The sequence below is a fragment of the Sphingomonas sediminicola genome, assembly GCF_049991885.1.
GTDB lineage: Bacteria > Pseudomonadota > Alphaproteobacteria > Sphingomonadales > Sphingomonadaceae > Sphingomicrobium > Sphingomicrobium sediminicola.
In genome coordinates this window covers 1,995,869-2,009,209 of sequence record NZ_CP178916.1, presented here as the reverse complement: position 1 = coordinate 2,009,209, position 13,341 = coordinate 1,995,869, and the positions used below count along the sequence as shown (strand labels likewise).

The window sequence follows — 13,341 nt, the reverse complement described above, 5'->3', positions numbered from 1 at the left end:
ATGCGGGTTTCTGTAAGGAATTCCAGTGCTTCGACAGGCCTCGCCGCAAAGCTGGACCAGCGAATATGCCGTCGAAGCCCGAAACCTGGTCAAAGACTTCGCCGAGAAGCGCGCGGTCGATGGCCTGAGCCTCGAGGTCCCGAAAGGCTCGATCTTCGGACTGCTCGGCCCGAATGGCGCGGGCAAGACGACCACGCTCCGCATGTTGCTCGGAATCATCGAGCCGTCATCGGGCGAGCGCTGCGTCCTCGGACATACGCGGCCGATCGAAGCGGCGCACCAGATCGGATACCTGCCGGAAGAGCGCGGCCTCTACCCCTCGATGAATGCGCGTGAAGGCATCGCTTTCATGGGTGCTTTGCGGGGCATGCATCTGTCTGCCGCGCGGCGCGGCGCCGATCAGCTTTTGGAAGAAAACGGGCTCGGCGACTGGGCGAAGAAGCCGATCCGCAACCTGTCGAAGGGAATGGCGCAAACGGTCCAGTTGCTCGGTACCCTCGTCCACGACCCACGCCTGATCATCCTCGACGAACCCTTTTCCGGCCTAGACCCTTTCAACCAGGGAAAGCTGGAGCGCGTGATCCGCGGCCGCGCTGCGGACGGCGTGACGGTCATCTTCTCGACCCACGTCATCGCTCATGCCGAGCGGCTGTGCGAGCAGATCGCGATCATCGCCGCCGGAAAGGTCGCCTTCAACGGCCGGGTCGACGAGGCCCGGGCGAAGCTCCGGCCGATCGTTCGGCTGCGAACGCGCGAAACTAACGGGCCCTGGCGCTCGGCGATCCCAAGCGATGCGCGGAACGAAGGCGGCGAGTGGATCTTCGAATTGCCTGAAACGGGTCCGGAGCCGTTGTTGAAGGCGCTGATCGATGGCGGCGCGGGTATCGAGACGTTGGCCATCGAGCGGCCCGGCCTTCACGAAGCGTTCGTGGCGATCGCCGGCGCGGCTGCCGCGCGGGCAATGGACGAACCCGAGGAGATCGCCCCATGAAGGAGCTCCTTCGCGCAGCCTTCGTGATCGCCCGCCGCGACTTCTCTGCGACCGTGCTTTCTCGAACCTTCCTGTTGTTCCTGCTCGGACCCTTCTTCCCTGTCCTAATGATCGCCGTGTTCGGTGCGGCAACCGCTCCGATGAGTGCAACCGAGCGCCCGACCGTCGGCGTCATTGCGCCGGCCGCGGAGTTCCAGCAGATCGACCAGGCGCGTAACCGGCTGCAGGACACGTTCGGCGCGATCTCGATGATCAATCTGCAGCGCGTCGAGCCCTCTAGCGAGCCTCAACAGGCTGCACACGTGCTTCGGAGCAGCAAGCCCGCCTTCATCGCAGTCCTGGACGGCGGCCTTGCCAATCCCCGCTTGGTCGGATCGGTCAGCGCGCAAAGCGGGACTGCAAAGCAGATTCGGCTGTTCATTGCGGAAGCACGGCGATCGACCGGCGCCGGAGACGCTGTCCATCTGCCGGTCCTGCTTACCAGTCCTTCCCCGAGCGCCCCCAACGCCGGAGCGCAGGCGCTTACCGCGCGCGGTGGGCAATCCCTGCTCTTCCTGCTGACGATTCTGCTGGCGGGCATGCTGCTGTCCCAGCTGATCGAGGAAAAGTCGAACAAGGTGATTGAGGTGCTGGCCGCCGCTGTTCCGGTAGACGCAATCTTCCTCGGGAAGCTGCTCGCCATGCTCGCCGCTTCGCTCACCGGGATCGCGATCTGGGCTGGTGTCGCCGCTGCCGCCGTTGCGGCCTTTGCCCCCAACGGGCTCAGCGCGTTGCCGCCGCCTGCGGTGGGATGGCCGATGTTCGTCATTTTGGGCGTGGTCTATTTCGCCATGAGCTATTTGCTGCTCGGCGCGATCTTCCTCGGCATCGGCGCCCACGCGTCGAGCGCGCGCGAGGTCCAGACCCTGTCGATGCCGGTGACCATGGCGCAGGTCGTCATCTTCGCCCTCGCATCGATCGCTGTCGGCGCGCCGGACAGCAGTCGCGCGCTGGCCGCAGCGATCTTCCCGCTCTCATCTCCCTACGTAATGATCGCCCGTGCCGGCGAAGTCTCCGACCTGTGGCCGCACGTCATGGCGGTCGTCTGGCAACTTCTCTGGGTCGCCTTGTTCCTGCGCGTCGCGTCGAACATCTTCCGCAAGAACGTCCTCAAGTCCGGACCTGTCCGACAGAAACCACGGAAGCCTGCGCGAACTTAGCCGATCGCCTCGCGGGCCATTTCCTCGAGCTTCGCCATGAGCGCGCGGTGAGGGAAGGGGCCGTGGCTGATTCGCGCGACGCCGGCATCTGCCCACACCGACTTGGGCGGCGCTCCAGGGAAGGCGATGACGTTCAGCGGAAGCGGCACTTCACGGACGATGCGCTCGATCTGTGCGGGATCGGCGAGGCGAGGGACGAAGAAGCCGCTTGCTCCAGCGTCGGCGAAGGCCTTGCCGCGTTCGATTACCTGGTCGACCAGGGCGTCGCTGTAATCCTGCGTCTTGAGAAAGGCGTCGGTTCGCGCGTTGATGAAGAACGCATCGCCGACGGCGCGGCGGATCGCGGCTATCCGGCGAACCTGAAGGTCCAGCGGGTGGAGGCCTTCTCCGCCGATGACCTGGTCCTCGAAATTGCAGCCGACCGCGCCAGTGGCGGCCAGCTGAACCACGTTCGCGCCGCCCTGCTCGGGATCGTCTGAGTAAGCGCCCTCGAAATCGACGGTGAGAGGGATGTCGACCGCGTCAGCGATCCGCTTTGCATTGGCGAGCGTGAAATCCAGCGGGACCTGCTGCCCGTCGAGCCAACCCTGCGCGTCGGCCACGGGATGGCTCCCGGTCGCGAGCGCCTTCGCTCCGGCCTTTACGACCGCATGGGCGCTGCCGACGTCCCAGATATTATAGAGGATTACCGGACTTCCGGGAACGTGAAGCTCTGCGAACTGCTCGAATTTAGATGCCATCTGTTCGGCTCCGACCGATGTGAACGGCGCGCCAGTAGCATCCGGGATCCGGAATTGCATCGAAACTGTCTGGGCGAGCGTCGCCTGCAAGACATCGGATTTGCCGAGCGATGTTCCCTCAAATCGCTGCATTATATGAAGAATCCTGCTTCAAAATGGATTTCACTGCGCCTCCGGCTCTAAATATTCCGGTGCTGGAACAGAAAAGCGTGCCCAAGCGTATTGCCCACTCCGAGGTCTTGGCGCTAACCCAAGGGTCCTCAACCACAACAGGGAATTTGCGATGAAGAAGATTTCGACCGCTTTCGCAGTGGCCCTCGGCGCTGCTGCTCTCGCAGCGTGCAACCAGAGCCCGCAAGAGCAGGCCGCTGACAACATCGAGGCGAATGCTGAGAACGTTGCTGACACCATCGAGGCGAATGCCGAGAACGTCACCGACACGATGCAGGCGAATGCCGAGAACGCCGCCGACACGGTTCGCGCGGAAGGCGAGAATGCTGCTGATGCGACCCGCAACGGTGCGGACGCTGACGGCAACAGCGCCAACTAAGTTCATTCAGGCCGCTCGCACGCAGGCGGCTTGAAAGGGGCGCTCCTAACGGGGCGCCCCTTTTTTATGCCCTCAGCCTAGTGGACGAAGCGCGCGACGACGTCGCGGTACGACCGGCTCACCTTCACTTGAGCACCGGAATCCAGCACGAGGAAGCATTCGCCGTTGGTGTGCGGCTTCACCTGCCGGACGAGATCGAGATTGACGATCGTCGAGCGGTGGACGCGCTGGAAGCGGCGCGGATCAAGGCGCTTCTCTAGGTCCTTCATCGTCTCGCGCAGGATCAAGGTGTTGTCGCCGGTCTGGATGCACATGTAGTCACCTGCGGCATCGATCCGCTCGATCGTGTCCACGTCGACGCGGAAGATCTGGCCCTGGTCCTTGATGTTGATCATCTTCTCGAAGCGATCGGGTGCGGGGCCTTCGGGCGCTGCATCCGCCAGCTCTTCGGCGGCTTCCGGCGCATGCTCTGCAAGCGCCTCTTTCAGCCGCTCGGCTTCGCCGGCGCTGCGCTTTTCGGAAAGACGCTGACGCACACGGTCAAGAGTGGCCGCCAGCCTGTCTTCCTCGACCGGCTTCATCAGGTAATCGACCGCCTGCGCCTCGAATGCGCGGAGCGCGTGGTCGCCATAGGCCGTCACGAATACGAATAGAGGCGGCTCCACGTCCATCAGGCCCTGGATCACGGAAAAGCCGTCGAAACCGGGCATCTGGATGTCAAGGAAGACGAGGTCGGGCTTGTGGGTCTTGATCGCCCGGATGGCCTCACGCCCGTTGGCGGCGGTAGCCACCACCTCGACGTCGTCGTGCGCCTCAAGGCGCAACTGAAGCCCCTGAGTCGCAAGCGGCTCGTCGTCGACGAGCACGGTGCGGATGGTCATGTGTCCTTGTCTCCGGTTTCGTAGGGAATTTCGATGATAACGCTGAAGCCCCCCTTGTCGTTCTCTCTCGTCGTAAAGCCATGGGCCGGGCCGTAGGCTTGCGTCAAACGGTCCCGAATGTTCGCCAGTCCGACTCCGGTGGAAGGACTTGCAGAAAGTTCGGAGCCTTCGCCGGTTCCATTATCGGCCACTTCGATGCGCACAGCCTGCCCCTCGCGATGCGCGGTGATCCAGATGTCCGCGCCATCCTCGCTCGGCGTGACCGCATATTTGATCGCATTCTCGATCAAGGGCTGCAGCAGCAGCGACGGCAGCCTCGCGCCGATCGTCTCGGACTCGATCTTGAAGTGCGGCCGTAGCCGGTCTTCGAAGCGCATCTTCTCAATTTCGAGATAGAGCTTCAGGGTTTCAACCTCCTGCGCCAGCGTCACCTTGGCCGTCGGCTCGTTGGCGAGCGTGTAGCGAAGGAAGGATGACAGCCGCGCCAGCATCGCATTGGCCCGTTCCGTCTGCTTCAGAAGCACCAGGGTCGAGATCGAGTTGAGCGTGTTGAACAGGAAGTGCGGATTGAGCTGGTAGCGGAGCATCGCGAGCTGAGCCGTCGACGCCTGGCTTTCCAGCCGCTCGCGCTGCTTGATCTCCCCTTCGAGCAGCAGGAAGTAATTGATGCCGTAATAGAGCGCGGCCCAGGCCGCGAGCAGTGCGAAATTGAGCAGGATGGCACTGAGATAGGTGCGCGGGCCAAGCTCCAGGTTCGGCTTGAGGAAGGTGGCGACGCTCCAAGTCTCGATGATCGAGAAGACGGTCGAGGCCAGGACTACCACGGCCAGCGACAGGACCAGGGTGAAGAGCGGCCGCATGACGATCAGCCGCCGGAACAGCGACGCCATCAGCAGGGTCAGCGAATAGCCGGTCGCGGTGAGCAGCGCGGTGTGGACGATCCAGATCGCGCCCATGCTGTTGGAAAAACCGGAGAGCGAACGCAGGATGAAATAGCCGGTCCAGCCGGCGCTCTGGAGCAGCCAGAATGCGCGGTTCTTGTCGTCGAAGAAGGGACGGTCGAGACCGACCCCGCGTGCGATCGGAGCCGCGGGCGAGCGGTCGGCGGAAGGCTTTGCTCCCCCCGCTCGCCCGCTTCCCAGCCCGTGCTGCTGCTTCAATACCGCGCTATCGGTTGCCATCTCCGGTTGAGATATAGAGAGGCAAATCGGCCATTGCGAGCAGCAGCGGGAAGGGGCAATCCGTTTCCGCCACGGGAGAGGCACGGATGAACGAACACGCACCGCGCGCGAAGTTTCGCAGCATGGACGAGGGCACGGCCGAGGATTGGGCGTTGATCGGCAGCCATTTCTTTCCTTACGCCAAGGGCCTTCCCGAGCGCGTGTTGACCCACCTCAAGCTGCTGGACGGCGACTACGGCGGCTTCCCGATTGACCGGCTGCAGCATTCCTTACAGACCGCGACCCGCGCGCACCGGGGAGGAGAATCCGAGGATTACGTCGTGATGGCGCTCCTCCACGACATTGGCGACACGCTCGGAACGCTCAATCATCCCGACATCGCCGCCGCGATCATCAAGCCCTTCGCCGATGAAAAGCTGCACTGGATGTGCGAGCACCACGGCATCTTCCAAGGCTATTATTTCTTTCACTACCTCGGGATGGATCGCGACATGCGCGAGCAGTTCCGCGGGCATCCGCATTTTGAGGACACTGCCCGGTTCTGCGAGCTCTACGACCAGACGGCCTTCGACGAGACCTACGATACGGCGCCGCTCGAATTCTTCGAGCCGATGGTGCAGCGCTTTTTCTCGGCACCTAAACGCTCGATCTACGTTAGCACCGCCGAATAAGGATCCTTCATGACGTTCTTACGTACGGCCGTTGCCGCGGCCGCTCTCGTGCTTGCCGGCTGTCAGATGTCCGAAGACAACAGCGCGGCGCCGGCGGAAAATCAGCAGGAAGCGCAGATCGCGCCGATCCTCACGACTCCGGAAGCCAAGGATACGGCCAGCTACGCGCGGCCGCTGGAAGCGCGGGTTCACCACATCGCGCTCGACCTTAACGTCGACTTCGAAGCGAAGCGCATAGGCGGAACTGCGACGCTCGATATCGATCGCAAGCCCGACGCCAAGGAAATCGTCCTCGATGACAAGGGCCTGGAGATCGAGAGCATCGCCGATGGCGCGGGCCAGCCGCTGCAATGGAAGGTAGGCGCCGCCGATCCCAAGCTCGGGTCGCCTCTGGCGGTGACGCTAGGACCCGACACGAAGCGGTTGGTGATCAAGTACAAGAGTGCTCCGGACGCGGGAGCTCTCCAGTGGCTGACGCCTGAGCAGACTGCGGGGAAGAAGAAGCCCTATCTCTTCAGCCAGGGTCAGGCGATCGAGAACCGGACTTGGATTCCGACGCAGGATTCACCCGGAATCCGCCAGACCTGGGAGGCGACCATCCACGTCCCGGCCGGGCTGACCGCGGTGATGAGCGCACCGAAAGCGGCTGAGCCAATCACCCAGGGCGGAGAAAGCGTTTTCTCCTATCGGATGGACCACAGCGTCGCGCCCTACATGATCGCGATCGGGGTAGGGGACCTGGCGTTCAAGTCGCTTGGCCCCCGGACCGGCGTCTGGACCGAGCCGGTCATGCTCGACCGGGCAGCGAAGGAGCTCGAAGACACGGAGAAAATGGTCGAGGCCGCCGAGAAGCTCTACGGCCCTTACCGCTGGGGACGCTACGACCTGCTCGTCCTTCCGCCGGCCTTCCCGTACGGCGGGATGGAAAATCCGACGCTCACATTCCTGACTCCGACCTTCATTGCCGGCGACAAGAGCCTTGTCAGTCTTGTTGCGCATGAACTTGCGCACAGCTGGTCGGGCAATCTGGTGACGAATGCGACCTGGGCGGACAGCTGGCTCAACGAAGGCGTTACCTCCTATTTCGAAAACCGGATCATGGAGGCCCTCTACGGTCCGCGTCGCGCAAGGCAGGAGGCAGCGCTCAGCTTCGACGAAATCGAGAAAGCGTTCGCCGAAGAAGGCCGCAACGCTCCCATCACCCGGCTGAATCTGCCGCCCGCGCAGGCGGTGCCGGACGGCGGAACGAGCGGAATCATCTACGACAAGGGCGCGGTTTTCCTTCGAACGATGGAAAAAATTGTCGGCCGCGAAAAATGGGATGCCTATCTGCGCTCCTACTTCGATCGCCACGCCTTCCAGCCGATGACCTCGGCGCTCTTCCTGGCCGACATGCGCGCGAATCTCGTGAACGGCGACAAGGCACTCGAGCAGAAGCTCCAGCTTGACGATTGGGTCTACAAGCCAGGATTGCCGTCGAACGTCGTTCGCCCGGATCCGGCAGCGTTCGCCGAAGTCGATCAGGCGGTTAAGGCCTTTGCATCAGGCGGCCCTGTCCCGGCTGCTTTCGGCAGCTGGACTACCGCCGAAAAAATGCGTTTTCTCAACAAGTTGCCAAGGAAGATGCCAACTGCGCGCCTTGAAGAGCTGAACCGGCGCCTGAAGCTGAATGAAGTGGGCAATTACGAGGTCATGTTCTCGTGGCTCGACCTTGCAATCCGCAATCGCTTCGATCCCGCGGTGCCGGCGCTGGAGAGGTTCCTGACCACTCAGGGACGGCGCAGGTTCGTCAGACCATTGATCGAAACGCTTGCGGAGGATCGGCAGTGGGGGCGCCCGATCGCGGTGCGGATTTATAGGGTCGCACGGGCCTCTTATCACCCGATTACGCAGCGTGATTTGGACAAGCTAAATCTGACGAACTGAGGTCGGTTCTTAACCGCGTCTCAACCCTCTTCAGCTACCGCTCGCTGAGACCAGATTTAGCGAGCGCTGATGTACGAAGCTCCCGACCGTTACAAGCGGATGATTGCGGCGCGCCTGCCCGATGGCGAGTCCCTTGGACTTGCCAGTGAGCAGGACGACAATGCGAGTTCACCGCTGAAGGACGCCCAGCTGATCTCGCGGGCTCAGCTCGCACCCTTTTTCGCGGCCGCGAACATCGTCGCCGCGGTGATGATGATCGCTGCCTTGTGGGATGAGGTAAGCTCCGTGCTACTGCTCCCCTGGCTGGGCGCCGTCGCCATCGTAAACCTCGCCGCGATGCAAATCGCGAAGACCCAGTCGATCACCCACGTCGGTCGATCGGGACGGAAGATCCCCGACTGGATGTTGGTGGGGGAAGTGCTCGCTCGCGCTGCGATCTGGTTGTCGATCCCTCTCTACTTCTTCACGACGATCCCGCCCGGAGCGCAGGTCATCGCAGCGTCGATCGCTGCGGGTCTCGGCATCGCCGGGCTCGGCCTGGTGGTCCATCCGCGCTCCGCCATAGGGTGGATGTCGGCGTTCACGGCCGGCCTTTGCGGAGCCCTGTTCCTGGGACGGGACACGGTGCCGTTTCCGCACATGCTATCGATCCTGTTCACGTTGGGAGTTTCCATCTTCGGCGTCCTCAACGTCGCCCGCTGGGCGTTCGAGCAGTTGAGGACGAACGCCGATTTCAGCGCCCAGAGCGAGAGCGCGAGCCTGCTTCTGCAGGAGTATGAACAGCGCGGCGTGGGCTGGCTGTGGCAGGTCGATGCGGAAAATCGCGTCACCTACATCAGCTCGCGAATGACGGCCCTGCTGGGCCGACCGGCCAGCGCCTTGCTCGGCCATTCGATGCCTTCCCTGCTCGGCGGAAATGCGGAGCTCGGGCGCAAGCTGCTCGAGAAACAGCCGTTCAATCAGCTTGACATGGAGCTTCAGACAGCACGCGGACCGCGATGGATCTCGATCGCGGGCGACCCGATTATCGATACCGCCGGCCGTTTCGAAGGCTTCCGCGGCGTCGGCAGCGACATCACCGAGATGCGCCAGACGCAGGAGCGGCTGACCCACCTCGCCAACATGGATGTGCTTTCCGGACTTCCGAACCGCGGCCGGGTGCGCCAGCTGCTCGGCGATTGCCTCCGCGCCGCGACGGCATCCAGCGTCCCCTGCGCGATCCTCTTCCTCGATCTCGACGGCTTCAAGCCGGTCAACGACACGTTCGGTCACCCGAAGGGAGATGCCGTGCTCCGCGCGGTCGCCAAGCGACTCGTCGACGAGGTAGGCGCCGACGGTCATGTCGGACGCATGGGCGGCGACGAGTTCGCCATCGTCATCGTCGACGCGCAGAGCCGCAAGAAGGTCGAACAGCTCGCCGATCGCATCATCGTTGCGATCAAGGAGCCGTACATGATCGACCAGACCGAGATCCGGATCGGCGTGTCGATAGGCTGCGCCTTCGGCCCGATCGATGGCGCCACGGTCGACGACCTGATCCTCAAGGCCGATCTTGCCCTCTACCAGGCAAAGGATTCCGGCCGCGGCGTCGCGCGGTACTTCTCGTCCGAGCTCCAGTCGGAACAGGAAGATCGCGTCCGGCTCGAGAACGATCTGCGCCAGGCGGTTGCGGCGAAGCAATTTCACCTCGTGTTTCAGCCGCTCGTCAGCGCGAAGACGCAAAAGCTCGTCGGGTTCGAGGCCCTCATCCGCTGGAACCATCCGCAGCGCGGGTTCGTCCCGCCCAACGTCTTCATCCCGGTCGCCGAGGAAACTGGCCTGATGGTCGCCATCGGCGAGTGGGTGATCGACGAGGCGTGCCGCGCCGTCGCCACGTGGCCAGACCCGATCACCCTGGCGCTCAACATCAGCCCTAAGCAGATCGTATTGCCGTCGCTGCCCAACGTTGTCAGCGAGGCCCTGTCGCGTTGGAAAGTCCCGGGCAACCGGATCGAGCTAGAGGTTACCGAAGGCATATTCCTTGGCGACAATGGCCCGACGCTCGACGTGATGAAGCGCCTTCGTGCCCTTGGCGTCGGCATTGCGCTAGACGATTTCGGCACCGGCTATTCGTCGATTGGCTATCTGAACAAGGCGATCTTCCACAAGCTCAAGATCGACGGCAGCTTCGTCCGCGAAGCGGGCTCGCGCCCTGAGAACGTCGCTATCATCAAGTCGATCGTTCAGCTGGCTAAAAGCTTCCGCATGTCGGTCACCGCGGAAGGTGTGGAGACTGCCGAAGACTTCGAGCGCATGCGTGAACTCGGCTGCGACACGATCCAGGGTTACCTCTTCGGCAAGCCTTTGTCCTACGAGCGCGCGAACCAGATGGTTGTCGGGCTCGGCGCTAAGAGGCTAGCCGGCTAATCCGGTCAATAGCGGGCGATGATGAACTCCCGCGCCCGCTCGTACTCATAGGGTGTCACCCGGCCATCGCCGTCACCGTCGGCGATTTCCTTGAACTCGAGCGCGGCGGGCTGAGCCTCCTGGACCGAGATGATCCCGTCCCCGTTCGTGTCGAACCGACGCTTCGCCCACTGATTGAGGACCCAGTCGCGCTCGAACAGCTCGACTGCGCGCGGGTTGAATGCCGCGTTGGATGCGGAGGGAGGAGTTGCCGCCTGCACGGCCAGCAAGACGACAAGCGCATCGAACATCGGAGGTCAAACGCTCCGATGCGGAGCTTGTGCCGTCAGGCTCGAAGCGCTGACCGAACCGCCTTGGAAAGAGCCTCGGCTCGGAACGGCTTGGTCAGTAGCGGCGCATTGGGTGCGATGCGCTTGATCGAGTCCGTTTCGCTGTAACCGGAGACGAACAGAATCGGCTGTAGTGGCTGCTTGGACAGGATCCGGCTCGCGACATCCGCTCCGGACAGGCCGGGCATGATGAAGTCGAGGACGACGAGATCCGGCGGCTCCGCCGCGAAGGCGCTCAGACCCGATTTGCCGTCGGCCGCTTCCCGAACACTGTATCCTTCCTCGGCAAGGGATTCGCTGATGAACGCCCGGACGTCCGGGTCGTCGTCGATGACGAGAATGCGCTCGGCTGCCACCTCGCGGTGAGCCGTGGCCTCGTCCGACTCGCTCGCTCCAGAATGGTCGGCCGCGCGACCGGCGACCCTGAAATAGATCCTGACGGTCGTGCCCTTGCCTGGCTCGCTTTCGATCCGGGCGACGCCGCCGGACTGCCGAGCCATGCCGTACACCATCGACAGTCCAAGGCCGGTGCCCTTGCCGACTTCCTTAGTGGTGAAGAACGGCTCGAACGCACGATCGAGCACGTCTTCAGGCATTCCAACGCCCGTGTCGCTAATGCAAAGCTCGATATACTCGCCGTCCTCGAGGCCCGGGTCGTTGGCGATCTCGACGGGACGAGAAACGAACGACAACACGCCACCGTTGGGCATGGCATCGCGCGCGTTGATGGCGAGATTCAATACCGCGACTTCGACCTGCGTGGGATCCGCGAGCACCGGCTTAAGGTTCTCGTGCAGATCGAAGTTCTTCTCGATGCCTGGGCCGAGGACGTTGCGCAGCAGAGGCCGCATGTTCTCGATCAGTGGAGCGATATTGGTTGCGCGCACTTCGAGCCGCTGCACTCGGCTGAACGCCAGGAGCTGGCCGGTCAGCCGCGCGCCGCGCTCGGCGGCAGTCAGTGCGTTGGTTGCATATTTGCGAAGCTTCTCGTCCTCGATCCGCTTCGAAATCAGGTCCAGCCCGCCCACGACCACCGTCAGCAGGTTGTTGAAGTCGTGCGCGATGCCGCCCGTGAGCTGGCCGAGAGCCTCCATCTTTTGGCTCTGGCGAAGCTGCTCCTGCGCCGCCTTCAGCTCCGTGATGTCGCGCGCTTCGAAGAGAAGGTAGATGATGGTTCCATCCTGGTCGCGGACCGGCTGCACAGAGACGTCCAGGTGCGCGGTGGGCAGCCCCTCGCGCTCCATCCGGATCTCGGCGGTGAAGATATGGCCTTTCGCAGCCTGCGCGATGCCTTTCTTCATTGTCTGGATGTGTTGCGGATAGGCCTGCATGGTCGGCGAATTCCACAGCTTCTGCCCGATCGCATCGTCGGGATTCGGGTGCCGCCAGATCTCGCGCCGGTTGTTGACGGCAAGGACGGTGCCGTCGGGCTCTAGGAGAACCATGACTTCCAGTGCGGCTTCGAACACCGCTCGGAACTGAGCTTCGCGCCGTGCTAGCTCGGCGGTGCGCTGTTCGACCTGTCTTTTGAGGTCGAGCTCGGCTTCCTTCGCGACAGTGATGTCGGTGGCCGCTCCAATGAAGCCCGCCAGCTCGCCGTCAGGGTTAAAACGCGGCGAAGAGGTGCTCTTCAGCCATCGCCATTCGCCGTCGCCGCGCTTGTAGCGGCCCTCCAGCGTGAACGTTTCGAGGGATGCTTCCCCGGCAATCGATTCTGCGACGATCCGGTCATGGTCATCTGGATGAATCTTTGTCCGCCAGTCGAGCGTGCAGGCCTCCTCACGGCTTCCGCCGACGAATGCCATGTAAGCATCGTTGACGAAGTCGCGCGTCCGGTCGAGCCGTGTTACCCACATCAAAACCGGGGCCTGGTTGGCGATCCGGCGAAAACGCTCCTCGCTTTCCCGAAGCGCTCGCTCGGCAGTTCGGTGCTCGGTGACGTCGAGCACCAGCGCGACGATCGAGCGTGCGCGTCCATCGGGCCCGATCTGCGGCACGTATTCGGCCTGGACCGCCAGCGGTCCACGCGTTGGGTGCGGAAAGTCGGCGGCGAACCATTGCCGCTCGCCCGCATAGGCCGCGTCGAACAGCGGCTTGCGGATTGCGTAAACCTCGTCCCCCAAGAGCTCCTTCGCCGTCAGGCCGAGAATGCTCGAGCGAGGGCGCTCGAAGAATTCCGCAAAGGCCTTGTTGATGAATCGATAGCGCTGCTCTTCATCGAGGTAGGCGATCGGCATCGGCAATGCATCGGCCACGGCAAGGATGGACGCGAAATCGAAGCCACCGGTCGCGGCATTCGCGCGCTCCTGCACAGGCTGCGCAGCGCCACTTTTCAATGCCTTGGCACCGTCGCTCATGACCGGCTCATGCTGAAACGATTTCCCCCAAGAGTCACGCGCGAAGCGTCGCGGATCGGAACTCCGACGGATTCAACCGCGCGAAGGGTGCGCGGTTCCTTGGTGTCCCA

11 protein-coding genes are annotated in these 13,341 nt (G+C 63.1%); 6 read left to right on the top strand and 5 right to left on the bottom strand.

Translation table 11 applies throughout. The annotated features are described in order from the left end of the window. The first annotated feature begins 25 nt into the window (after nucleotides 1-25). Entirely contained in the window at nucleotides 26-991 is a 966-nt protein-coding gene (locus tag ACMC5O_RS10465) for an ABC transporter ATP-binding protein (protein WP_187708837.1), read from the top strand. Continuing rightward, on the top strand, nucleotides 988-2,190 hold the full coding sequence (locus ACMC5O_RS10460) for an ABC transporter permease (protein WP_426692817.1): 1,203 nt from the start codon (nucleotides 988-990) through the stop codon (nucleotides 2,188-2,190). Before ACMC5O_RS10465 ends, ACMC5O_RS10460 begins: the two co-directional genes overlap by 4 nt. Here the strand turns inward: ACMC5O_RS10460 and ACMC5O_RS10455 are convergent. Next, on the bottom strand, nucleotides 2,187-3,062 hold the full coding sequence (locus ACMC5O_RS10455; protein WP_246444299.1) for an isocitrate lyase/PEP mutase family protein: 876 nt from the start codon (nucleotides 3,060-3,062) through the stop codon (nucleotides 2,187-2,189). The genes ACMC5O_RS10460 and ACMC5O_RS10455 overlap by 4 nt on opposite strands. Before the next feature lie 151 nt (nucleotides 3,063-3,213). Here ACMC5O_RS10455 and ACMC5O_RS10450 point away from each other — a divergent pair, with 151 nt between their 5' ends. Then, a complete protein-coding gene (locus ACMC5O_RS10450) occupies nucleotides 3,214-3,480 on the top strand; it encodes a hypothetical protein (RefSeq protein WP_187708838.1) in 267 nt (88 codons plus the stop codon). 77 nt (nucleotides 3,481-3,557) lie between these two features. Here the strand turns inward: ACMC5O_RS10450 and ACMC5O_RS10445 are convergent, their stop codons facing one another. Both ACMC5O_RS10445 and ACMC5O_RS10440 read right to left on the bottom strand, forming a co-directional pair. Next, nucleotides 3,558-4,361 (bottom strand): LytR/AlgR family response regulator transcription factor, encoded by an 804-nt coding sequence (locus tag ACMC5O_RS10445; RefSeq protein WP_187708839.1) that lies wholly within the window; start codon nucleotides 4,359-4,361, stop codon nucleotides 3,558-3,560. Further along, a complete protein-coding gene (locus ACMC5O_RS10440) occupies nucleotides 4,358-5,542 on the bottom strand; it encodes a sensor histidine kinase (protein WP_426692816.1) in 1,185 nt (394 codons plus the stop codon). The genes ACMC5O_RS10445 and ACMC5O_RS10440 overlap by 4 nt, the downstream gene beginning before the upstream one ends. Before the next feature lie 86 nt (nucleotides 5,543-5,628). On the opposite strand from ACMC5O_RS10440, the gene ACMC5O_RS10435 reads away from it, so the two are divergent. The 3 genes from ACMC5O_RS10435 to ACMC5O_RS10425 all read left to right on the top strand — a co-directional run bounded on the left by ACMC5O_RS10435 (nucleotide 5,629) and on the right by ACMC5O_RS10425 (nucleotide 10,545). Then, complete coding sequence (locus ACMC5O_RS10435) at nucleotides 5,629-6,213, top strand: HD domain-containing protein (RefSeq protein ID WP_187708840.1); 585 nt, start codon at nucleotides 5,629-5,631, stop codon at nucleotides 6,211-6,213. Between the two features lie 9 nt (nucleotides 6,214-6,222). Then, a complete protein-coding gene (locus tag ACMC5O_RS10430; protein ID WP_187708841.1) occupies nucleotides 6,223-8,139 on the top strand; it encodes a M1 family metallopeptidase in 1,917 nt (638 codons plus the stop codon). 69 nt (nucleotides 8,140-8,208) lie between these two features. Beyond that, nucleotides 8,209-10,545, top strand: coding sequence for a putative bifunctional diguanylate cyclase/phosphodiesterase (locus tag ACMC5O_RS10425; RefSeq protein ID WP_187708842.1), 2,337 nt, complete (start codon nucleotides 8,209-8,211; stop codon nucleotides 10,543-10,545). Nucleotides 10,546-10,550: 5 nt separating this feature from the next. Here ACMC5O_RS10425 and ACMC5O_RS10420 read toward each other — a convergent pair whose 3' ends face one another. Both ACMC5O_RS10420 and ACMC5O_RS10415 read right to left on the bottom strand, forming a co-directional pair. Further along, on the bottom strand, nucleotides 10,551-10,835 hold the full coding sequence (locus tag ACMC5O_RS10420; protein ID WP_187708843.1) for a hypothetical protein: 285 nt from the start codon (nucleotides 10,833-10,835) through the stop codon (nucleotides 10,551-10,553). A gap of 35 nt (nucleotides 10,836-10,870) precedes the next feature. Continuing rightward, entirely contained in the window at nucleotides 10,871-13,231 is a 2,361-nt protein-coding gene (locus ACMC5O_RS10415) for a PAS domain-containing protein (protein WP_187708844.1), read from the bottom strand. Between the last annotated feature and the right edge of the window lie 110 nt (nucleotides 13,232-13,341).